Origin of the sequence: Streptomyces sp. NPDC057099 (genome assembly GCF_042671245.1) — a bacterium.
GTDB lineage: Bacteria > Actinomycetota > Actinomycetes > Streptomycetales > Streptomycetaceae > Streptomyces > Streptomyces purpurascens.
The window spans coordinates 529,268-549,780 of sequence record NZ_JBHUTX010000001.1 but is presented as its reverse complement, the minus strand read 5'-3'; the positions used below and the strand labels follow the sequence as shown (position 1 = coordinate 549,780).

General features: G+C 70.6%; 20 protein-coding genes. 13 read left to right on the top strand and 7 right to left on the bottom strand.

All coding sequences use genetic code 11. The annotated features are described in order from the left end of the window. Window positions 1–174: 174 nt before the first annotated feature. A complete protein-coding gene (locus tag ACFT4A_RS02355; RefSeq protein ID WP_382825180.1) occupies window positions 175–627 on the bottom strand; it encodes a winged helix-turn-helix transcriptional regulator in 453 nt (150 codons plus the stop codon). Between the two features lie 450 nt (window positions 628–1,077). Between ACFT4A_RS02355 and ACFT4A_RS02350 the strand changes: the two genes are divergently transcribed. Beyond that, window positions 1,078–2,553, top strand: a complete 1,476-nt coding sequence (locus ACFT4A_RS02350) for an aldehyde dehydrogenase family protein (RefSeq protein ID WP_382825178.1) — start codon at window positions 1,078–1,080, stop codon at window positions 2,551–2,553. 323 nt (window positions 2,554–2,876) lie between these two features. Beyond that, window positions 2,877–4,148 carry an MFS transporter gene (locus ACFT4A_RS02345; protein ID WP_382825176.1) on the top strand — a complete coding sequence of 424 codons (1,272 nt, stop codon included), beginning with the start codon at window positions 2,877–2,879 and terminating at the stop codon, window positions 4,146–4,148. A 266-nt stretch (window positions 4,149–4,414) separates the two neighbouring features. Here the strand turns inward: ACFT4A_RS02345 and ACFT4A_RS02340 are convergent, their stop codons facing one another. After that, entirely contained in the window at window positions 4,415–5,443 is a 1,029-nt protein-coding gene (locus tag ACFT4A_RS02340) for a TerC family protein (protein ID WP_382825174.1), read from the bottom strand. Window positions 5,444–5,662: 219 nt separating this feature from the next. On the opposite strand from ACFT4A_RS02340, the gene ACFT4A_RS02335 reads away from it, so the two are divergent. Then, window positions 5,663–7,027 carry an APC family permease gene (locus ACFT4A_RS02335; RefSeq protein WP_382825172.1) on the top strand — a complete coding sequence of 455 codons (1,365 nt, stop codon included), beginning with the start codon at window positions 5,663–5,665 and terminating at the stop codon, window positions 7,025–7,027. Window positions 7,028–7,164: 137 nt separating this feature from the next. Next, window positions 7,165–7,998: a ribonuclease BN gene (locus ACFT4A_RS02330; protein WP_382825171.1), complete on the top strand. Its 834-nt coding sequence runs from the start codon at window positions 7,165–7,167 to the stop codon at window positions 7,996–7,998. On the opposite strand, the gene ACFT4A_RS02325 is transcribed toward ACFT4A_RS02330, so the two are convergent. Further along, window positions 7,970–8,449 (bottom strand): hypothetical protein, encoded by a 480-nt coding sequence (locus ACFT4A_RS02325; protein WP_382825169.1) that lies wholly within the window; start codon window positions 8,447–8,449, stop codon window positions 7,970–7,972. The two genes, ACFT4A_RS02330 and ACFT4A_RS02325, sit on opposite strands and share 29 nt — an antisense overlap. A gap of 17 nt (window positions 8,450–8,466) precedes the next feature. Between ACFT4A_RS02325 and ACFT4A_RS02320 the strand changes: the two genes are divergently transcribed. After that, window positions 8,467–8,691: a hypothetical protein gene (locus ACFT4A_RS02320; protein ID WP_382825167.1), complete on the top strand. Its 225-nt coding sequence runs from the start codon at window positions 8,467–8,469 to the stop codon at window positions 8,689–8,691. Window positions 8,692–8,856: 165 nt separating this feature from the next. Here ACFT4A_RS02320 and ACFT4A_RS02315 read toward each other — a convergent pair whose 3' ends face one another. Then, window positions 8,857–9,498: a superoxide dismutase gene (locus ACFT4A_RS02315; RefSeq protein WP_215116639.1), complete on the bottom strand. Its 642-nt coding sequence runs from the start codon at window positions 9,496–9,498 to the stop codon at window positions 8,857–8,859. A 352-nt stretch (window positions 9,499–9,850) separates the two neighbouring features. Between ACFT4A_RS02315 and ACFT4A_RS02310 the strand changes: the two genes are divergently transcribed. Next, window positions 9,851–10,201 (top strand): antibiotic biosynthesis monooxygenase family protein, encoded by a 351-nt coding sequence (locus ACFT4A_RS02310; protein ID WP_382825165.1) that lies wholly within the window; start codon window positions 9,851–9,853, stop codon window positions 10,199–10,201. Between the two features lie 128 nt (window positions 10,202–10,329). Here ACFT4A_RS02310 and ACFT4A_RS02305 read toward each other — a convergent pair whose 3' ends face one another. From ACFT4A_RS02305 to ACFT4A_RS02295, 3 genes are all read right to left on the bottom strand, one after another. After that, a complete protein-coding gene (locus ACFT4A_RS02305; protein ID WP_382825163.1) occupies window positions 10,330–10,443 on the bottom strand; it encodes a hypothetical protein in 114 nt (37 codons plus the stop codon). Between the two features lie 24 nt (window positions 10,444–10,467). Further along, on the bottom strand, window positions 10,468–11,088 hold the full coding sequence (locus tag ACFT4A_RS02300) for a DinB family protein (protein WP_382825161.1): 621 nt from the start codon (window positions 11,086–11,088) through the stop codon (window positions 10,468–10,470). A gap of 119 nt (window positions 11,089–11,207) precedes the next feature. Next, a complete protein-coding gene (locus ACFT4A_RS02295; RefSeq protein ID WP_382825160.1) occupies window positions 11,208–12,080 on the bottom strand; it encodes an alpha/beta fold hydrolase in 873 nt (290 codons plus the stop codon). Window positions 12,081–12,285: 205 nt separating this feature from the next. On the opposite strand from ACFT4A_RS02295, the gene ACFT4A_RS02290 reads away from it, so the two are divergent. From ACFT4A_RS02290 to ACFT4A_RS02260, 7 genes are all read left to right on the top strand, one after another. Further along, window positions 12,286–12,381 (top strand): putative leader peptide, encoded by a 96-nt coding sequence (locus ACFT4A_RS02290; protein WP_382487681.1) that lies wholly within the window; start codon window positions 12,286–12,288, stop codon window positions 12,379–12,381. A 248-nt stretch (window positions 12,382–12,629) separates the two neighbouring features. Further along, entirely contained in the window at window positions 12,630–13,826 is a 1,197-nt protein-coding gene (locus tag ACFT4A_RS02285; RefSeq protein WP_382825159.1) for an acyl-CoA dehydrogenase family protein, read from the top strand. 57 nt (window positions 13,827–13,883) lie between these two features. Next, window positions 13,884–15,515, top strand: a complete 1,632-nt coding sequence (locus ACFT4A_RS02280) for an ABC transporter substrate-binding protein (RefSeq protein ID WP_382825158.1) — start codon at window positions 13,884–13,886, stop codon at window positions 15,513–15,515. Next, the gene (locus ACFT4A_RS02275) at window positions 15,512–16,465 is read left to right on the top strand and encodes an ABC transporter permease (protein ID WP_382825157.1); all 954 of its coding nucleotides are present in this window, start codon (window positions 15,512–15,514) and stop codon (window positions 16,463–16,465) included. The genes ACFT4A_RS02280 and ACFT4A_RS02275 overlap by 4 nt, the downstream gene beginning before the upstream one ends. A 2-nt stretch (window positions 16,466–16,467) precedes the next feature. Then, on the top strand, window positions 16,468–17,316 hold the full coding sequence (locus tag ACFT4A_RS02270; protein WP_382825155.1) for an ABC transporter permease: 849 nt from the start codon (window positions 16,468–16,470) through the stop codon (window positions 17,314–17,316). After that, window positions 17,316–19,037: a dipeptide ABC transporter ATP-binding protein gene (locus ACFT4A_RS02265; RefSeq protein ID WP_382825153.1), complete on the top strand. Its 1,722-nt coding sequence runs from the start codon at window positions 17,316–17,318 to the stop codon at window positions 19,035–19,037. The genes ACFT4A_RS02270 and ACFT4A_RS02265 overlap by 1 nt, the downstream gene beginning before the upstream one ends. Next, window positions 19,034–20,404 (top strand): LLM class flavin-dependent oxidoreductase, encoded by a 1,371-nt coding sequence (locus ACFT4A_RS02260; RefSeq protein ID WP_382825151.1) that lies wholly within the window; start codon window positions 19,034–19,036, stop codon window positions 20,402–20,404. Before ACFT4A_RS02265 ends, ACFT4A_RS02260 begins: the two co-directional genes overlap by 4 nt. Window positions 20,405–20,513 lie beyond the last annotated feature (109 nt).

Below are 20,513 nucleotides of genomic sequence, written 5' to 3'. Positions count from 1 at the left end.
GAGTCCGACGAAGGGTGAGCCACGCCCCATCACACCTGTGGGCATGCGTTTCGCCGTGGGCGACCCCTTTTCCTGGTCCGCCGCGCGGATGCGCGAGGGCTGTTTCCCGACGGCGGGTGCAGCGAAGAGCGCTCGCTGTCATCGTCAAGACATGACGGTCGACTTCTCTTCGAATCAGTCGGTACCGGTGTCTTGCTTGTGGTCGTAGTGGTCGCGGTGGGTGAGGACTTCCTCCATGTGGCCCTCCGCCCATTGCTTGATGCCCCGCATGACGTGCTGGAGTGAGCGGCCGAGGTCGGTCAGCTCATAGGTGACGGTGACGGGCACCGTGGGGGTGACGGTGCGGGTCACCATCCCGTCGCGTTCGAGTGAGCGCAACGTCTGGGTCAGCATCTTCTGGCTCACGCCCGAGATCCGGCGGGACAGCTCGGAGAAGCGCATGGGCCGTGGTTCGCCGCCGGGGGCGGTGCCGGGGTGCGGGCCGTCCCCGCCCAGGGCGGCAAGCACGAGGGCTACCCATTTGTCGGAGATCCGCTCCAGGAGCCGGCGGCTGGGACATGCCGCGAGGAATGCGTCGTAGTCCGCTTTGGCTGCGGCCCGCCGTTGGGCGGCGGTGGTGGTCGGCATGGCTCATCTCTCCGCTCGGTGACTTACGTACCTCAAGGTGCCTGCTTCCCGTCGGGAAGTAGGTGCCTCCATGGTGGTGCTGCACCAACAGCGAGGGCAAGACCAGCGCACCGTGCCTCCACGAAGGAGCAGATGGCGATGAATGAGATGCAGCAGATGACGTCCCGGCGGGCCGTGGTCCGGGTGCCGTCCGGGCCTCGACAAGGCAGCCGACGCCTACCAGACCATGGCCACGGCGGCATCCGCGGCCGGATCGTCCTCGTCCCCTGACAGCGCGGGGCCCTCTCACCACTCCGGCCGCTGACGTACTGACCCCTCGATCCCCAGCCCTGAACCCGAGGTGCGTCGCACCTGCACTTATTACGACACTGGATAGTAAGAGTGGCCGATATGTGCGAATGATCCTCAGGGCAGACGGCAGCACCGATCCCGGGGTGGAGGGCGGCATCCATGGCTGTCAACGGCACGAGGTGGCCGGACCCAGCCGAGTGGTCCGGGAAGATCTACAGCGCGGGCTGGCGCCAGTCCGAGGGCGGCACCCGCCAAGTGATCGAACCAGCTACGGGGCACGCGCTGGCCGACGTCGGCATCGCCTCCCCCGCGGACGTCACTCAGGCCGGCGCTCGGGCCGCCCAGGCCGCCGGTGACTGGGCGGCGGATCCTTCCGAACGGGTCGAGGTCCTGCTACGCGCCTCCGCCGCACTGCGTGAACGCAGCGACACCTTCCGCGACTGGATCGTCCGCGAGTCGGCGGGCGTCCCCGCCAAGGGCGACTACGAGATCGTCGCCGCCCTCGCGCAACTGACGCACGCCGTCGGACTGGCCTCCCTGCCTCGGGGTGAGGTCCTGGCCCCTCAGGCCCCCGGTGGAACGAGTCTGGCGTGGCGGGTGCCGGTCGGCGTCGTCGGTGTCATCAATCCTTGGAACGCGCCGCTCCTGTTCGCGATGCGCGCGCTGGCACCCGCCCTCGCGCTGGGCAACACCGTGCTGCTCAAACCCGACCCGCTCACCCCGGTGTCCGGGGGTGTCCTCGTCGCGCGGCTCTTCGAGGACGCCGGACTGCCCGACGGAGTGCTGCACGTCCTGCCGGGCGGCGCGGAGACCGGGCAGGCGGTCGCGGCGGATCCCCATGTCGGCATGGTCGCGTTCACCGGCTCCACCGAGGCCGGACGCATGGTGGCCCGTGTGGCGGGTGAGGGGCTGAAGCGGGTCTCCCTGGAGCTCGGCGGCAAGAACTCGCTCGTCGTGCTCGACGACGCGGACGTGGAGGCGGCCGCCCTGGCCGGAGCCGTGAGTACCTTCGGGTACCAGGGGCAGGCGTGCGTCGCCGCCGGCCGGCACCTGATCCACGCCGACCTGGTCGAGGCGTACACCGACGCGCTGGTCGGCCACGCGCGGGCCCTGCGCGTCGGCGACCCCCGTGTGGCGGGCGTCAGCGTCGGCCCGGTCATCAGCGAGCAGCAGGCCACGAGGATCGAGCGCATCGTCGACGAGAGCGTGGCCGTCGGGGCGCGGGTGCTCACGGGCGGCCGACGCGACGGACTCTTCTACCCGCCCACCGTCCTGGACCACGTCGGACGAGCCATGCCCGCCTTCACCGAGGAGATCTTCGGTCCCGTCGCCCCGGTCATTCCGTTTCACAGCGAGGCGGAGGCCGTCGAGATCGCCAACGACACCGCGTACGGTCTGACGGCCGCCGTGCACTCCGGCTCCGTACCGAGGGCGACCGCTGTCGCCGAGCAGCTGCGCACCGGCATGGTCCACGTCAACGACGTCTCCGCCAAAGACGCAGCGAACGCCCCCTTCGGAGGCATGGGCATCTCCGGCAACGGCTCCCGCATCGGCGGCACGGCCAGCCTGGAACAGTTCACCCAGTGGCGCTGGATGACGGCACCAGGGCCGGTGCCGGGGAGCCATACGGGCTAGTCACGTGCCCCCCTGTGCCCACCAAGTTCCGCGATCTCGGAGGATCGTCTCAGCTCTGGCCGGCAGCACGGAAGGCCGGAGCTGCGGAGCACCGTCGAGCAGGTCTCATCGAAGTTGCTGTTCAGCGCCCTGTTCCCGGAGAGTGCGTGCGGAGACCGCGTAGCGCACGCGGTCATCTCGTCGAGCCCGAACACCCCGGCGAGATCGAGGGCATCGGGCCCGCGGGTCAGAGCCTCTCTTGATGCGCATAGCCGCACACCCGGCCCGGGGCCAGTCCCATATCCCGTTGACGGGCGCGCCGCCCAGTCCCGACGATCAGGCGCATGTCTGCCGCCCTGGCGCCTCTGCGTCACCGCCCGTTCCGTCACCTCTTCATCGGTACGACGGCCAATCTGCTCGGCAACGGGGTGGCGCCGATCGCCCTGGCCTTCGCCGTGCTGGACGCCACCGGCTCGGTCGGCTCGCTCGGGTTGGTGGTCGGTGCCCACTCCCTCACCGGCATCCTCTTCCTGCTGTACGGCGGGGTGTTGGCGGACCGGCTGCCGCGCGGCCCGCTGCTGGTCGGCAGCAGCGTGGTCAGCGCCGTGAGCCAGGCGGTGATCGCAGCCCTGGTCCTCACCCACAGCGCCGCCATCCCCCTGCTCATGGCGCTCGCCGCGGTCAACGGGGCGTCGAGTTCCTGCTACCAGCCCGCCGCCCAGTCCCTGCTGCCCCAGACCGTGCCGGCCGAGTCCCGCCGCGCCGCCCTCGCGCTCTCCCGGATCGCGGGCAGCAGCGCGACGATCGTGGGCGCCTCGCTGGGCGGCGTACTGGTCGCCGCGGTGGGCCCGGGCTGGGGCCTGGCCGTCGACGCGCTCAGCTTCACGCTCGCCGCGGCCGCCTTCGCGCTGGTCCGCGTCCAGGTCACGCCGCCCGCGCGCAGCCCCGGCGTGGTACATGAACTGCGCGTCGGCTGGCGAGAGTTCACCTCTCGCAGCTGGGTGTGGGTGATCGTGGTGGCCTTCTGCTTCCTCAACGCCGGTGTCACCGCCTCGTTCACCGTTCTCGGCCCGGCCGTCGCCGACACCACCGGGATCGGCCGCACCGGCTGGGGCCTGGCCGTCGCCGCGGGCTCGCTCGGTGCGGTCGCCGGCGGCGTGCTGTCGCTGAGATGGCGACCCCGGCGCGCGATCCTGGTCGGCTGCGCGCTGATGAGCCTGACGGCGATGACTCCGCTGCTGCTCGCGCTCGCGCCGTACACCTGGGTTCTGGTCGTGGCCAACTTCGTGGCAGGCGTGGGCGTCGAGCAGGCCGGCGTCGCCTGGTACTCGACCCTCAACGAGCAGATACCCGAGGACCGCCTCGCCCGCGTCTACGCCTACGACGACCTCGGCTCCTACCTCGCGCTGCCGCTCGCCCAGTTCGCCGCCGGACCCGCCGTGCTCCTCCTCGGCCTCCACGCCACCCTCTACGCGGCCACCGCGCTCATCCTCCTGGCCACCCTCACCATGGTCGCCACCCCCTCCGTCCGCGCACTGGTCCCGAAGCCCGTGGAACCGCTGCCCGCCTCCAGGCATGAGCCGTCCGCAAGCATCACTCCCTACCGACGGACGTGATGTCCGCGCTTCGGGGAAGTGTCGCGTTCCGGCTGCTCCAGGTATGCGCGGCAGTCAGGGTTGCGGCAGGGCCCAGGGGCCCACACGGGCACGTAGATCCCGAGGGTCTTGTGCCGCCTTTCGATGATCATGCTCAGGGAGTGCCGGCAGACCGGGCACGCAGGCGTCCCTTTCGGACCGGTCCCCTGCTCGGCTTTGCTCATTCTTTAACAATATGCCGTTTATGCAAGAAAAGGGAGAAATCCCCCAGTCGTCCTGCGGCATGGTCAGCGCGCTCCGCGCGGCGGATCATCCGTGTTCTCGGCGGCCGCGTCCGGTAGCCGCTGGGCCGGCTGCTTCTCCTGGGCAGCGGCGGCAGGTGCCGGGGCGGGGCGCAGCAGGCTGAGGGTGACGGAAGCGGCCAGGACGAGGACGATGACGGCGAGGCTGATCGGTGAGGGAATCTCCGGGATGCTGGGGCTGATCAGCTTGTGCGAGGCCTGCAGGATGAGCTTGACGCCGATGAAGCCGAGGATGATCGCGAGGCCCTTGTTCAGGTAGTGGAAGCGGTCCAGCAGGCCCGCGAGCATGAAGTACAGGGCTCGCAGCCCCAGGATCGCGAACGCGTTGCTGGTGTAGACGATGAAGGCGTCGTCGCTGACGGCCAGGACGGCGGGGACGCTGTCGACCGCGAAGATCAGGTCCGCGGCCTCGATCGCGGCCACCACCGCGAGGAGCGGGGTGGCCACGCGCTTGCCGGCTTCCTTCACGAAGAACTTCATGCCGGCGTACTCGTCCCTGACGGGGACGATCTTGCGGAGCAGCCGCAGGGCGAAACTCTTGCCGGGATCGAAGGTCTCCTCCTCGCCCTTGAGGAGTTTGTAGGTGCTGTAGAAGAGGATGGCGGCGAAGGCGAACAGCACGGCGGTGAAGCGGCTGACCACGGCGACGCCGAGGGAGAGGAAGATCCCGCGGAAGACCAGGGCGCCCATCACACCGAAGAACAGCACGCGGTGCTGATAGGCGCGGGGCACCTTGAAATAGGCGAAGATCACCGCGAAGACGAAGAGGTTGTCCACCGACAGGCTCTTCTCCAGCAGCCACGCGGTGGTGTACTCGGTGCCGGCCGTCCCGCCCAGGACGAGGAAGACGACGCCCGCGAAGGTCAGGGCGAGGCCCACCCACAGGCCGCTCCACGCGGCGGCCTCCTTGAAGCCGATGACGTGCGCGGTGCGGTGGGCCAGCAGGTCCACCGCCAGCGACACCACCACCGTCGCGGCGAACGCTCCCCAGAGCCAGAGCGGGACCTCGAGCACGCCGGTCACCCTCTCCGGGGCCCACGCCCGTACACGGCCCCTCATACAGGAGTCTGCGGCAATCCGCAGCGGTGAGCGACCCAGGCGCCGGGCGCGGCGGCCCGGGCCCGTCAGCCCGGGGCAGTCCCCGATCGCACTACGCCAAGGCATCACTCTCGGGCCCGCCGGGCAGGCGAGAGGTTGATCCGTTCCGTGCCGACCGCCTCAGGGAGTGTTTCCGTGACCGAAACCGGGAACGACGCAGCCGCCGCGCCGGAGAGCGGGGACGACACGCCGCTGCGGCGCGCCATCGGCCCCAGACTGCTCATCCTGTTCGTGATCGGCGACATCCTCGGCACCGGCATCTACGCCACCACCGGTCAGGTCGCCGGCAAGGTCGGCGGGGCACTGTGGCTGCCGTTCGTCATCGGCTTCGTCGTCGCCGTCCTGACAGCCGCCTCGTACGTCGAACTCGTCGGCAAGTACCCGAAGGCGGCCGGTGCCGCGCTCTACACCCAGAAGGCGTTCAAGGTCCCGTTCCTCACGTTCATCATCGCCTTCATGGTCATGTGCTCGGGCCTTTCCTCGGCGAGTGCGGCGGCCCGCGCCTTCAGCGGTGACTACCTGTCCGAATTCACGGACGTCTTTCCGCCCACCCTCATCGCGATCCTGTTCATCCTCGCCCTGGCGGCCCTGAACCTGCGAGGCGTGTCGGAGTCCGTGAAGACCAACGTGGTCCTCACCGTGGTCGAACTGACCGGCCTGCTCGTCATTCTCACGATCGGCGCCTGGGCCGTCCTGGCCGGCGACGGTGAACCCTCACGGCTGGGCGAGTTTCAGTCGGAGGGCACGAGTTTCGCGCTGCTCACCAGCGTGCTCGGGGCGACAGCCCTCGGGTTCTTCGCCTTCGTGGGCTTCGAGGACTCCGTCAACATGGCCGAGGAGACCAAGGATCCGGTACGGACGTTCCCGCGCGCCATCTTCATCGGCGTCGCCGTCACGGGCACCGTCTACGTCCTGGTCGCCCTGGTGTCCTCGCTGCTCGTCGACTATCGGGTGCTGGAGGGCTCCAGCGGCCCGCTGCTGGAGGTGGTCAAGGCGAGCGGGCTCGACTTCCCGCCCAAACTCTTCGCTCTGATCGCGCTGTTCGCGGTGACCAACTCGGCACTGATCAACATCATGATGGCGTCCCGCCTCTGCTACGGCATGGCGAACGAACGCATCCTGCCGAGTGCCCTGGGCCGCGTGCTGCCCCGGCGCCGCACCCCGGTCGTCGGCATCGTCTTCGTCTCGCTCCTGGCGATCGGCCTGGTCTCCACCGGGGAGATCGCGGGCCTCGGCGACACCACGTCCTTCCTCCTCCTGTGCGTCTTCGCCGTCGTCAACATCGCCGTCCTCGTCCTGCGCCGCGACCCTGTCGATCACGAGCACTTCCGTACGCCGACCGCCCTGCCCGTGCTCGGTGCGATCAGCGCGCTGATCCTCGCCAGCCCGTTGTCCGACCGGCCTGCGGACGTCTACATCCGGGCGGGCGTGCTGCTGGCCATCGGAATCGGGCTGTGGGCGCTCAACAAGGCGGTGCTGAAGGTACGCGGCGAGGCATGAGCACTCGCCTCCGCGCGGGCGGCAGCGGGTGACGGAGCCGGGCCCGTGGGGCGCCGTGTCGAGGGGTCCAGGTGATCCGGGGGCCTTTGTGTCGTGCCCTCGCACGGCACGGGTTCCGAACGTGGTACTCGACAGGCATGCCGATGAAGCCTTCCGGTGCCGCGGACCGTCCAGCTCGGCTCGGGCCGCTGCACCGCGCGATCAGCCGTTCACCCGTCGGGCGGGGATGGCGGCGGAGCAGGGACATCGAGCTGGGGTCGCGTTCGCTGGGCTTCGCGGCACTGGGGTTCCTCACGCTGGTGCCGCTGCTGATCATCGTCTCGGCGGCTGATCCCGAACACGGGCGGGGGTTCGCGCAGTGGCTGGGAGAAGGGCTCGGTGTGTCGACGGCCTCCAAGCAGCGGGTCGAGCAGTTGTTCGCCGGGCCCGGACAGGCCCTGCGGACCACCACCGCGTTCGGTATCGCCGCCCTTGCCGCGTTCGGCCTGACCTTCGGGGCGGCCGTGCAGACCGGCTACGAGAAGGTCTGGGACCTGCCGTCGGCCCGCTGGTGGGCCGGCTGGCGGCATGTGGTGTGGCTCTGTGTCCTCACCGGATACCTCTACCTCTCCGCCACCACCTCACTGCTGCGCGAACCTCTGGCGGGCGGAGCCGTGGCGTCGCTGAGCGCCGTGCTGTTCCTGTGGTGGTCCCAGCGCCTGCTGCTCGGCGGGAGGGTCCGCTGGCCCGCCCTGTTGCCCGGCGCCGTGGTCACCGTGCTCGGGCTGCTCGGCCTGAGGGCCTTCTCCAGGCTCGTCTTCTCGCCGTTGATCGCCTCCAACGCCGTCACCTACGGACCCGTCGGAACCGTCCTGGTCATCCAGTCCTGGCTGGTCGGTGTCGGTGTCGTCGTCTTCGGCGGGGCACTGGTCGGCCGCCTGCTGTACGAAGAGCTCCCCCGCATCACACACGCGCTGAAACGGCGCGGCTGAGATGGGTCTCGGCGTCCACCCGCCCCAGCGCATCGTCGCGGGGCACGACCGGGAGGCCCTCGGCCACCTCGAAGCCGGCCTCTCGGATGTGCGGTGTGAGTGAGGCGCGGGTCCACAGGCGTCCTCGGGGTGCCGGGGCGGGGAGCTTGGCGTCGCGGTCGATGATGTCCGCCGCCAGTCGGTCGGTGTCGACGGTACTCAGGAAGGCGCACAGCGCGACGAGGCGGTCCTTGGCCTGGGCGGCGACCGTGTCGGGAGAGTCGCCGAACCGCCAGGGGAAGGTCTCACGCGGGGCGGGGTCGGAGGCGGCTGCCCGGTCGACGAGGTCGTGCAGGACGTCGGCACACATGGGTGGGGTGTCGCCGCTGAAGGTGATGTGGACGGACTCGCCGGGATACAGGTCGAGTTCGGCGATCACGGGGGTGTCGTAGCGCTCCCCCGGTGCCGGCATGGTGCGCGGCCACTGAAGTGCGGTCCGGCGCCCCCGTCCTGGTGCTCGTCGAGGCCGTCTCCGGCCTCGACGCCGAGAGCGAGGCCGAGGTCGACCGGGCCGTGCGCACCGCACGCACCGGCCGCACCACCCTGATCGTCGCCCACCGGCCCTCCACCCTCCGCACCGCAGACACCGTCGTCCTCCTCGAAGAGGGCCGCATCATCGACACCGGTCCGCACGACGAACTCCTCGCCCGCTGACCGGCGTACCACCGACTGCTCAACGAGTCCACGCGGAGCGCGAGCTGAGGGAACGGCGAAGGGCTCCCGCAAGTCACGTCCTTGCGAGAGCCCTTCGTGGTGCCGCCTGCCCGGTGAAGGTTGAGAAGACGATCACGAGCAGGACGACTGCGGGGTGTTACGGCGTCACGGCGCGAGGAGGAGGCTGTCGCCCCGCTCTTTGGCGGCGGCGTAGCGCTTGGCCACGTCCTGCCAGTTGACGACCTGCCACATCGCCTCGATGAAGTCGACCTTCTGGTTCTTGTACTGGAGGTAGAAGGCGTGCTCCCAGGCGTCGAAGACCAGGATCGGGGTCGAACCCTGGCCGACGTTGCCCTGGTGGTCGTAGATCTGCTCGACGATCAGGCGCCCGCTCAGCGGCTCGTAGGCGAGGACACCCCAGCCGGAACCCTGCGTCGTCGCCGACGCCTTGGTCAGCTGCGCCTTGAAGCCCGCGAACGAACCGAAGGATTCGGCGATGGCGTCCGCCAGCTCACCGACGCCGTCCTTCTCCAGGGGCTCGCCGCCGCCGTCGCCGGTCATGTTGTGCCAGTAGATGGAGTGCAGGATGTGGCCGGAGAGGTGGAAGGCCAGGTTCTTCTCCAGGCCGTTGATCGAGCCCCAGGTCTCCTTGTCCCGCGCCTCGGCGAGCTGCTCGAGCGTGTCGTTGGCACCCTTCACGTATGCCGCGTGGTGCTTGTCGTGGTGCAGTTCGATGATCTCGGGGCTGATCACCGGCGCCAGCGACGAGTAGTCGTACGGAAGCTCCGGGAGCGTGTAAACCGCCATGTCCAACGTCCTCCGACGTTATTGCGAATAGTATGCAGCTGCACGCTAACAGTAGGAGCGACTCCTTTTCGATCAGGCCTTGGACCTAGGACCGATACCGTGTCGCGGAGCAGCGGTCGGCAGGCGACGGCCTCCTGGAACGGACGCTGTCAGCCGGGACGGCGCCCCGCACCTGGCACGTGTCGGCATCGCGTTGAGATTCGACCAGCCGCCACTCGCAACAACTCATCGAGCGCAGTAGAGCCCGGGCCCACGGTCCGGACCTGCAAGGGCGGCGCGGGCCCGCGTCCGATCGGGGGAACACGGACCCGCCTCGGTCGACCATCTCTCCCGTAAGGGGAGAAATAGTCGCATGGCCGTTACGGCTCAGATCGACAGCACCCGCCCGGTGGCGACGCTCATCCATGTCTTCACCGTCTCGCCCGACCGTCAGGACGAGCTCATCGAGCTGCTCACCCGCGCCACGGAGGAGACGATGAAGCACCAACCGGGCTTCCTCCACGCCAACTTCCACTCCTCCCACGACGGCGAGCGCGTCATCAACTACGCCCAGTGGGAGTCCGAGGAGCACTACCGCGCGATGCCGGCCAACCCGGAAGCCCGCGTCCACATGGAGCAGGCCGCGAAGATCGCGACGGACGTACAGCCACGTCTGTTCCGGGTGCGGTCCACGCATCGCCGGGCCCAGCGGGCGGGCGAGTGACAACCGTGACCGAGAGACAACCGTGCCCCAGCGCCCCTACGCGACGCCCGTCATGCTCGCGAACACCACGACGTTGTCGGGGTAGTAGTGCCGGTCCGCGTCGAACTCACCTCCGCAGGTGACCAGCCTCAGGCCGTCTTCCCGTCCTGGCGCTTCACCTCGACGGCGTCGTCGGCCTTCAACGTCTTCAGCCCCTCGAAGACCGCGTCCGCGCCGCTCCAGGTCACATGCCCGGCGATCACCGCGGAGTGAGACCCCGGGACGGCTCAGTGATGCCGGGCGCGGAAGAGGTCGCGCATCAGGGCGATCTCGGCCCCGTGGTGGAGCAGCTCCTGGTTGACCCACCACACGATGTCGATGAACGGTTCTTCCGAGTCACTGCCGTGCGGGTAGGTGCAGTACCCCACGGTGTCGAGTGCCGCGTCGTCCACGCCCAGCAGCGCCTTCCGCCAGGCCGCGGCACCGGCGTCAAAGGCGGCGACCGCGCCTGCGGCGTCCCCGACGACCCGATGGTCGTCACGGGTCAGGGCGTGGGCGCCGGCCGTGTGGTCGGCGCGCAGGGTCAGCATCTCGCTGAGGTGGCTGAGACGCCATGCGAGGGTGGTGAAGGGCGGGGGCCAGGGGTGCGGGTAGGAGGCGGCGTCGCGCCCCCAGTCGCCGGTACCGGCGAGGAAAGTCGCGCGGGGCCCCGGCCCGTTCACGCGCCGCCGTACCGACCAGCAGTCGGGCACCGGCTCCCAGAGGTATTCCTCATCGGTCATGGGCCCGACTTTGGTGTCTGCCCCGTCGCCGCTGTCCATGACCGGCCCTGCCATGCGGTGGGTGAGGCGCTCGCGTGCGAAGTCGAACTGCTCCAGCAACGGAGACAGGCGGGACGGCGTCGTCATCGGACACTCCTGTGTCGAACTGGCCTGGGCGATCCGCCAGCCTGGCACAGCCACCACCACGGTCGGGTCGCATTATTGACGCCGACTCGCCCCCGGCCGACCGGCGAGAGCCCTCCGCATCAGCGTGGGGCGGTGTGGTCCAGGATCGCGGCGGCGAGCGGCGTGTGCACCTCGCGTGGGAGTGCGTGCCCCATGCCGGGGATCTCGACGAGGCGTGCGCCCCGAATCGCCTGGGCGAGGTGGTGGGGATGCGGCGGCGGGAAGACCGGTTCGGCGGGAGCAGAGGTGACGAGGGTGGGCACGGTGGTCCGGGCGAGTTGCTCGGTGCGATCCAGGCCGGACGCATCGGCGCGGGCATGCGCGGTGCTGGTGGCGTAGTGCCCGGTGTGCTCGATGACCCTTCGCTCCAAGGCGCGGGCGTATTCGGCGTCGAAGGGAAGCTGACCGCCGCCCAGGATCCGCCAGTGCTCGACCCGCCGTTCCAACTCCGCTTCCAGGCCGAGGTCCGTCACGGGACGCGACCACATCTCCAGCAGGCGGGGTGCGATACCGGGGAGTTCCTCGGGCGGGGTCCGGGTTCCGTCCGGCTGGACGTAGGGGACGGCGCTGAGCGCGCTCGTGCCGATCAGCGTCACGCTGAGCAACCGGTCGGGGTGGTCGGCCATGAGGAGTTGGGCGAGCATGCCGCCCAGCGACATGCCCACCACGTGGGCTCGTTCTGCGCCGAGGCCGTCCAGCACCGCGAGGGCGTCATCCGCGAGCTGGTGGAGGGGATAGGGCCGCTGGTCGAACGCCCAGGTGGAGCGACCGGTGTCGCGGTGGTCGTAGCGGATCACGCGATGACGGGAGGTGAGCATGTCCACCAGTTCGTCCGGCCAGCCCGGGCCGGGTGCTTGCGCTCCCATGATCAGAAGCAGCGGAGGCGCGTCGGCGGGGCCCCGGTCTTCCGTCCAGAGGCGTACACCGGGTGCTGGGTCGATGAAGCGTTCCATGGCGGGCACTCCTCCAGAGCGAGACGATAGCTAGACGAGACGTATCGTATCGCAAGGTCGCAGGGTCTGCCGAAGTCGATCGGGATTCCCTGTCAACTCGCGCGGGGAACCCGGGGCTTGGTCACCCGACGGCCTTCCGTGGAAGGGAATCCCGATAGCCGCTTCGTCAAAGCCGTCTCGACTACGGGAACAGCCGTCTGGTTCAATGTCGATCATGTTCGACCGGCAGAAGCTCACACAGCGACGTCATGTCGATCTGTCGCGTGTCTCGAGTGCCGTCTGTCGCAGCGCCGCCGCGTAGGTCGCGCGTCACCTCCCTGACGTCCCGGAACAGCCCCGACGATGCGTCGCGGCCCGTGAGATCCGGTCCTCCGGTCCGAAGGTGACGGCAAGCCCGGAGGGCTGAGCACAGCCCCTCTCCGCAGGCCGGCGTCCGCGCCCACCTCCGCGCGCTCCCCCATCCAGTTTCGCTGCGGCTCCACGCCGTGCCGTCTTCCGCCCCCGCGCGCTCGCCGACACGCGCCCCGCCCCGTCCTCGGAGGCCCCTTCATGCCCTCTCGCGTCCCTCCGCACGCCCTCTCCGTGGCACCGCCCGAGCTTCTCGACCGGATCCGCGCCGACGCCGCAGCCCTGGAGGCCGTGCGTGAACTGCCGTACAAGAGCGTCGACTTGGTTCGCGACAGCGGGCTCGGCGCGTTGCGGGTGCCTCGGGAGCAGGGTGGCGCGGGCGGCTCGCTCGTCGATCTGTTCCGCCTCGTGATCGATCTGGCCGAGGCCGACTCGAACGTGGCCCAGGCGTTGCGCCCGCATTTCGGTTTCGTGGAACTGCTCATCAGTCAGGGCACCGTGGAAGAGCGTGCCCGCTGGTATCCGGCGGTCGTCGCCGGTGAGCTGTTCGGCAACGCCGCTTCCGAGCGCGGCACCGCGCACCCCGGTGAGATCCGCACCCGCATCACCCGGGACGGCGCGGCGTTCCGCGTGGACGGCACGAAGTTCTACTCGACCGGCGCGCTCTTCGCCGACCACGTCGTCGTGATCGCGCTCGACGACCAGGACCGGCGGGTACGGGTCGTGCTGCCGCGCTCGCGCGAGGGCATCGAACTGGTCGACGACTGGGACGCGCTGGGCCAGCGCACCACGGCCTCCGGTACGACGCGTCTTCGCCAGGTGGTCGCGTACGACAACGAGGTCGCGGTCGACGCGACCGGCCGGCAGCGGCGGACCCATCTGGGCCCGTACTACCAGCTGTTCCTGGCCGCCGTGCACGCCGGGATCGCCAAGGCGGCCTTGGCGGACGCTGTGACGTACGCCCGCGAGAAGGCGCGTGCCGTGCAGCACGCCGGCGTCGACCGGGCGGTCGAGGACCCCGTGGTACAGCTCGCCGTCGGCGACATCGCGGCCGGGGCGCTGGCCGCCGAGGCGGTGGTGCTGCACGCCGCCGCCGCGATCGACGCGGCGCTCGCGGTCCCCGCCGACGACGGCATCACCGGCGACCCGGACGCCCTGCACGCGGCGGCCGCCACGGTCGGGCAAGCCCAAATCACGGCCGCCCGCGCTGCGTTGGACGCGGGTGAGCGCCTCTACGACGTCGGCGGGGCGTCCGCCACGCTCCGCGAGCACCACCTGGACCGGCACTGGCGCAACGCCCGCACCGTCGCCTCCCACAACCCGATCGCGCACAAGGCGCGCGTGTCCGGCGACTGGCTGCTCAACGGCACCCCTCCCCCGCTCAACGGCTTCTTCTGACCGGCCGCACCGCGTCCTCACCGCGCACGCGCACGCACGCAGACCCCCGGAGTCCCCGTGAAACCGCCCTCCCCTCTTCTCCTCGCCCTCCCGCTCCTGCTCCTCGCCACCGCCTGCGGAACCGGCGAAGCCACCACGTCCGTCACTGCGCGGCCCGCCGCAGGCGGCACCCTCACCTATGCCACCGACCGGGAACCCACCTGCCTGGACCCGCATGTGGCCGGTGACATGCCGCAGGCGTACGTCGCCCAGCAGGTCCTGGACTCGCTCGTCGCGCTCGACGCCAAGGGCAGGGCCCAGCCGTGGCTGGCCACCTCCTGGGACATCGCGAAGGGCGGCCGGACCTACACCTTCCATCTGCGGCGTGATGTCCGGTTCACCGACGGCACCCGTTTCGACGCGGCGGCCGTCAAGGCCAACTTCGACCACATGGTCGACCCCGACACCCAGTCCGGCACGGCGGGCGGCTATCTCGCTCCCTACCAGAGGACCGACGTGGTCGACGCGTTCACGGCGCGCGTCCATCTGGACCGCCCGTACTCGCCGTTCCTGAACATGCTCGCGCAGGCGTTCCTCGGCATCCAGTCGCCGAAGGCCCTCGCCCGGGGCAAGGAGGCGAACTGCGCGGCGCCCGTCGGCACCGGCCCGTTCGTCGTGCGGAAGTGGAACCGGCAGTCGGACGTCGTCCTCGTCCGCAATCCACGCTACAACTCACCGCCGCCGTATGCGAAGCACTCCGGTCCGGCTTACGCGGACAAGGTGATCTGGCGGTTCATTCCGGAACCCGCGACACGGTTCGCGGCCGTGCAGTCGGGGCAGGTCGACGTGATCGACGCGCTCCCGCCGGAGGACCAGCGGACCGCCGAGCACGACGACCGGCTGAAGGTCGTCGTGCGCGACCGCCCGGGCAATCCGACGAATCTCGCCCTGAACACCTCCCGCACGCCCTTCGACGACCTGCGCGTCCGCAAGGCGTTCCTGTACTCGGCGGATGTCGCGGACGGCCTCAAGAGCGTGTTCTTCGGCCAGTACCGACGGGCGGGCGGCCCGCTCAGCTATGTGACACCGCACTACTCGGACGCCCACGAGACCGCCTGGCCTTATGACCCGAGGAAGGCCAATTCCCTCCTGGACCAAGCTGGTTGGCGCAAGCGCGACGGCGACGGCTACCGCGTCAAGAACGGCGTACGCCTCACCGCCGAGGTCCTCCTCAAGTCGGACATCACCCCGAACCAACTGGCCCTGATGGAGCAGGTCCAGGCCACCGCCAAGGACGTCGGCTTCCAGCTGAAGCTGCTGCGCCTGGACGCCGCGAGCGTCAACACCCGTTACCAGGCGGGGAAGTACGACCTGCGCGACGGCTACTGGAACACCAACACCCCCGACGTGCTGCACACCGTCTTCGGCAGCGAGTACGCCGTGAGGAACGGCATCCACTCCAACGCGACGTACGCGAAGGACCCCGCCCTCGACAAGCTGTTCCGTGCCGCTCAGGCCACCACGGACCCGGCCGAGCAGCAGCGGCTCTACGGCGAGGCACAGCGGCTGATCTCCGCGGGCGCCTACCAGTTGACCCTGTACCCGCAGACGACCCGCCTCGCCGCGCACAACGGCTCGGTGCGCGGCGCCGCCCTCGAACCGGCCCTTTCCCTGCCCTACCTCTACGACGCCTGGGTGAGCTCCCGATGACGACACCTCCCTTGTACCGCCGGGTCCTGGTCCGCGTGGCGGGCGCCGCGCTAGTCCTGTGGGCGGCGGCCACGGTCACGTTCTTCGCGCTGCATCTGGTGCCGGGCGACCCGGTGCTCGTACTGCTGGGCGGCGGTTCCGGAGCCAATCCGACACCGGAGACGATCGCCGCGACACGCCACGCGTACGGCCTCGACCAGCCGCTGTACGTCCAGTACGCGCAGCACCTCGGGCGGCTGCTCACCGGAGACCTGGGCGTGTCCACCTCCTTGAAGGAGTCGGTGGGCACGGTCATCACCGAGCAACTGCCCTCGACGCTCCAACTCACCGCCTTGGCCTTGTTGTTCGCGTGGGTGATCGGTGCGGCCGTGATCCTCCTGTCGACCGGCAAGGGGACCGTCGGGCGGGCCCTCGGCTCCGGGCTGGAGACGGTCGCCGCGGGGCTTCCGCACTTCTGGCTCGGGGTGGTGCTGCTGTACGTGTTCGCGTTCCGCCTGGGCTGGTTCCCGGTCGCGGGCGGCACCGGGTTCGTCGGCCTGGTCCTGCCCGCGCTGACCCTGGCCGTGCCGCTCGCCGGGTATCTCGGGCAAGTGACGCGTGTCGCGCTGCTCACCGCCCTCGACCAGCCGTTCGTCACGTCGGCGCGGCTGCGCGGCATGAGCGCGGGGGCCGTACGCGCCCGGCGTGCCCTGCGCCACGCGCTGCTGCCGCCGCTCACTCTGTCCGGCTGGGCGGTCGGCGCGCTGTTCTCCAGCGAGGTCGTCGTGGAGGCGGTGTTCGCGCGCCAGGGTGTCGGCCGGGCGCTGCTGAACGCCGTGATCGCCCGTGACCTGCCGCTCGTCACCGGGATCGTGCTGCTCATCGCCACGGTGTACGTCCTCGTCAACCTCGCCGTCGACCTGCTGTACGCGGTGGTCGACCCGCGCGTCCGCACCCCCCGGGAGATCTGACCGTGACCGCCCTGACCACATCTCTGGCCCCGGCCCGTACCCGTACGCGGCTGCGGCCCGGCCTGTTCGCCGCCGGCCTCTTCCTGACCCTGGTGGTCGTCGCCGCGCTCGTCCCCGGCCTGCTCACGTCGTACGCCCCGGACGGGATCAAGCCCGCGGAGTTCTTCCGTTCCCCCTCCGCCGAGCACTGGTTCGGCACGGACCAGAACGGCCGCGACGTGTACACACGCGTCGTGTACGGCGCGGGGCAGTCCCTCCTCATCGGCCTGGGCGCCACCGCGATCTCCCTGAGCCTCGGCATCCTGCTCGGACTGAGCGCGGCACTCGGCGGGCGTCGCGTGGACTTCGCCGTCGGCCGGGTCCTCGAAGTCCTCTTCGCCTTCCCGGGGCTGCTGCTCGCGCTGCTGTTCATCGCCGTGTTCGGTACGGGTGCGGTGACGGCGGCGATCGCGGTCGGGATCGGGGAGGCCGCCGGGTACGCGCGGCTCATCCGCTCCCAGGCCACCACCGTCGTCCGCTCCGGCTACGTCGAGGCGGCGCGCGGCCTCGGGCACTCCCCCGCGCGCGTCGTGCGGCGCACCGTCCTGCCCAACGTGCTGCGGCCGCTGGCCGCCCTCGCGACGCTCGGGATCGGCCAGTCCGTGGTGTGGGCGTCGTCGCTGTCGTTCCTGGGCCTCGGCGCGCAGCCGCCCGCGGCGGAGTGGGGCGCGATGCTCGCGGACGGCCGCACCTTCCTCCAGTACGCCTGGTGGACGTCGTTCTTCCCGGGCCTGTTCATCGTCCTGACCACCTTGTCCACGACCGTTCTCGGCCGCCGTCTGCAGGCGTGGCTCGACGTGAGGAGCAGCTGATGACCTCCAACGCCCCTGATCTTCACGACACGTTGATCTCCGCGCGGAACCTGACCGTCGGCTTCGGCGACCGCGAGGTCGTGCGCGGTGTGTCCCTCACCGTGCGGCGCGGCGAGACCGTCGCCCTGGTCGGCGAGTCCGGCTCCGGCAAGAGCGTCACGGCCCGCACCCTGGTCGGCCTGACCGGTGCCGGTGCGCGGGTGTCGGCGGACGGGCTGACCTGGCAGGGCGAGGACGTCCGCGGCTGGGGTGAACGGCGCTGGCGCCGCGTCCGCGGCCGGGGCATCGGCTTCGTCCTCCAGGACGCGCTCGTCTCGCTCGACCCGCTGCGCCCGGTCGGCAAGGAGATCGAGGACGCCCTGCGGCTGCACGGCGGCGGCGACCGGGCCACGCGGCGGGCCCGCGTCCTGGAGGTGATGACGCAGGTCGGCATCCCGGACCCCGAGCTGCGTGCCGCCCAGCGTCCGCACGAGCTGTCCGGCGGGCTGCGCCAGCGCGCCCTGATCGCCACCGCGCTCGCGCTCGACCCGCCGCTGCTGATCGCGGACGAGCCGACGACCGCCCTGGACGCGACGGTGCAGGCCCAGATCCTCGACCTCCTGGCGGCGGCCCGCAGCCGGGAGCGCGGTCTGCTGTTCATCACCCACGATCTGGGGGTCGTACGACGGCTCGCGGACCGGGTGGCGGTGATGCGCGGCGGCGAGATCGTCGAGGAGGGAGAGGCGGCGGCCGTACTGGAGGACCCGCGGCACCCGTACACACGGACGCTGCTCGCCGCGGACCCGGCTCGTCATCCCAAGGGCACGCGCCTCACGCCGGGACCCGCCCCCGCCGACCCGCGGTCGCCCGAGGACGCGAACGGTACCCCTCCGGCCGAAGAGGCACCCCGGCACGCCCCCGCCCCACGCGAGAGCGGCGGGCGCCCCCATGGGGCCGTGCTCACGGCCGACCGGGTCCACAAGGCCTTCGGCGACCGGGACGCCGTGCGTGACGTGTCGTTCGCGCTCGCGGCGGGGCGCACCCTGGGCATCGTGGGCGAGTCGGGGTCCGGCAAGTCGACCACGGCCCGGATCGCGCTCGGGCTGACCCGCCCCGACGCCGGCACGGTCACCCTGCACGGCGAACCGTGGAGCGAGCTGCCGGAGCGGGAGCGGCGCCCGCGTCGGCACGGCATCCAACTCGTGCACCAGGACGCACTGTCCGCGTTCGATCCGCGCTGGACCGTGCGCCGCTCGCTGATCGACGCCGTACGACTGCGGCGTACCGGACACCCGGTGCCGACGCCCGACGAGGCCGCGCGCCGGGTGAGGGAACTCGCCGCACAGGTCGGCCTCCCGGACGACACCCTCGACCGGCACCCGCTGTCCCTCTCCGGAGGACAGCGCCAACGCGCCGCGCTGGCACGGGCGTTGGCGCCGAGCCCGGCCGTCCTGGTCCTCGACGAGCCGGTGTCCGCGCTCGACGTCTCCGTACAGGCCCAGGTCCTCGACCTGCTCGCCGAACTGCAGGACTCCCTCGGCCTGGCCTATCTGTTCATCTCGCACGATCTCGGCGTCGTACGGCACGTCAGCGACGACGTCCTCGTGATGAAGGACGGCCGCGTCGTGGAGTCGGGCCCCGCCGAGGAGCTGTTCTCGGCACCCCAACACCCGTACACCCGAACCCTGCTGGATGCCGTGCACCCGCACCACGCCACCACAACCGCCGGAGCCACCCGATGACCGACGAAGCCTCCGCACCCCGCCCACTGCGCTTCAACGCCTTCGCCATGAACTGCGTCTCGCACATCAACCACGGCCAGTGGGTGCGCGACGACACGAGCCAGACCTCGTACACCGACCTGGAGACCTGGACGGAGCTGGCGCGAACCCTGGAGCGCGGGTACTTCGACGCGCTCTTCCTCGCCGATGTCATCGGGACGTACGACACCTACCGCGGCTCCCGCGACACGGCCGTGCGCGAAGGGCTCCAGATCCCGGTCAACGACCCGTCGCTGCTCGTCGCCGCCCTCGCCCACGCCACCGAGCATCTCGGCCTCGCCTTCACCCAGTCGGTCCTCCAGGAACCCCCGTACAACTTCGCGCGCCGCCTCTCCACCCTCGACCACCTCACCAAGGGCCGCGTCGCCTGGAACATCGTCACGTCGTACCTGGAGTCGGCGGCGAAGGGGCTCGGACTCGACGGACTTCCCCTCCATGACGAGCGGTACGAGCGGGCCGAGGAGTACACGGACGTGCTCTACCAGCTCCTGGAGGGGAGTTGGGAGGAGAACGCCGTCCTGCGTGACCGTGAGCGACGCGTCTACGCCGACCCGGCCCGCATTCACGACGTCCACCACGAGGGCCGCTTCTACCGCGTGAACGGCCCCCACCTCTCGGAGCCGTCCCCGCAGCGCACGCCGATCCTCTTCCAGGCCGGATCGTCCGAGCGTGGACGGGAGTTCGCGGCGCGGAACGCGGAGGCCGTGTTCCTCGGGGCCGTGTCCCCGGAGGGCGCGCGGACCCAGGTGGAGGACGTCCGGGCGCGGGCGACGGCGTACGGCAGGCAGGGCGGCGACATCCTCTTCTTCCAGGGGCTGACCCTCATCGTGGGCAGCACCGAGGAGGAGGCGCGGCGCAAGCTCGCCGACTACCGGGAGCACACCAGCCTCGAAGGTTTCGCCGCGCACATGTCGGGCTCGCTCCAACTCGACCTGTCACAGGTGGACTTCGACGCCCCGGTCGGCGAGATCGACACGAACGGCGTGCAGGGCTTCGTACGGTCACTCGTGGAGGGGGCGCCGGACAAGACCTGGACGTTCGGCGAGGTGCTGCGGGCGCGCGCCTGGACGCGGCCGGTCGCCGGGGTGCCGGAGCGGATCGCCGACGAGCTCGAGCGCTGGCGGAACGCCGGCGTCGACGGCATCAACCTCGCGTACGTCACCAGCCCCGGCACCTTCACGGACTTCGCCGACCAGCTGGCGCCGGTCCTGCAGAAGCGGGGCCTGCTGAAGACGGCGTACGAGGAGGGCACTCTGCGCCAGAAGCTGTTCGGCCGGGGCGACCGCCTGCCCGCCTCCCATCCGGCGGCCCGGCACCGGCGCGGTTGAGCGTTGCCCTACAACTCGGGTACCACACAGGGATGTTGTGTCATCCCCAGGGTGGAGGGGAGCGCAACCCCAGGGAGTGATCCGCATGCGTCGCCCGTTCCGGAAGGAT

Coding starts and splice junctions, on each gene's coding strand:
- ACFT4A_RS02355 (WP_382825180.1), bottom strand. CDS start 627: ATGCCGACCACCACCGCCGCCCAACGGCGGGCCGCAGCCAAAGCGGAC.
- ACFT4A_RS02350 (WP_382825178.1), top strand. CDS start 1,078: ATGGCTGTCAACGGCACGAGGTGGCCGGACCCAGCCGAGTGGTCCGGG.
- ACFT4A_RS02345 (WP_382825176.1), top strand. CDS start 2,877: ATGTCTGCCGCCCTGGCGCCTCTGCGTCACCGCCCGTTCCGTCACCTC.
- ACFT4A_RS02330 (WP_382825171.1), top strand. CDS start 7,165: ATGCCGATGAAGCCTTCCGGTGCCGCGGACCGTCCAGCTCGGCTCGGG.
- ACFT4A_RS02325 (WP_382825169.1), bottom strand. CDS start 8,449: ATGCCGGCACCGGGGGAGCGCTACGACACCCCCGTGATCGCCGAACTC.
- ACFT4A_RS02315 (WP_215116639.1), bottom strand. CDS start 9,498: ATGGCGGTTTACACGCTCCCGGAGCTTCCGTACGACTACTCGTCGCTG.
- ACFT4A_RS02310 (WP_382825165.1), top strand. CDS start 9,851: ATGGCCGTTACGGCTCAGATCGACAGCACCCGCCCGGTGGCGACGCTC.
- ACFT4A_RS02300 (WP_382825161.1), bottom strand. CDS start 11,088: ATGACGACGCCGTCCCGCCTGTCTCCGTTGCTGGAGCAGTTCGACTTC.
- ACFT4A_RS02295 (WP_382825160.1), bottom strand. CDS start 12,080: ATGGAACGCTTCATCGACCCAGCACCCGGTGTACGCCTCTGGACGGAA.
- ACFT4A_RS02290 (WP_382487681.1), top strand. CDS start 12,286: ATGTCGATCATGTTCGACCGGCAGAAGCTCACACAGCGACGTCATGTC.
- ACFT4A_RS02285 (WP_382825159.1), top strand. CDS start 12,630: ATGCCCTCTCGCGTCCCTCCGCACGCCCTCTCCGTGGCACCGCCCGAG.
- ACFT4A_RS02275 (WP_382825157.1), top strand. CDS start 15,512: ATGACGACACCTCCCTTGTACCGCCGGGTCCTGGTCCGCGTGGCGGGC.
- ACFT4A_RS02265 (WP_382825153.1), top strand. CDS start 17,316: ATGACCTCCAACGCCCCTGATCTTCACGACACGTTGATCTCCGCGCGG.
- ACFT4A_RS02260 (WP_382825151.1), top strand. CDS start 19,034: ATGACCGACGAAGCCTCCGCACCCCGCCCACTGCGCTTCAACGCCTTC.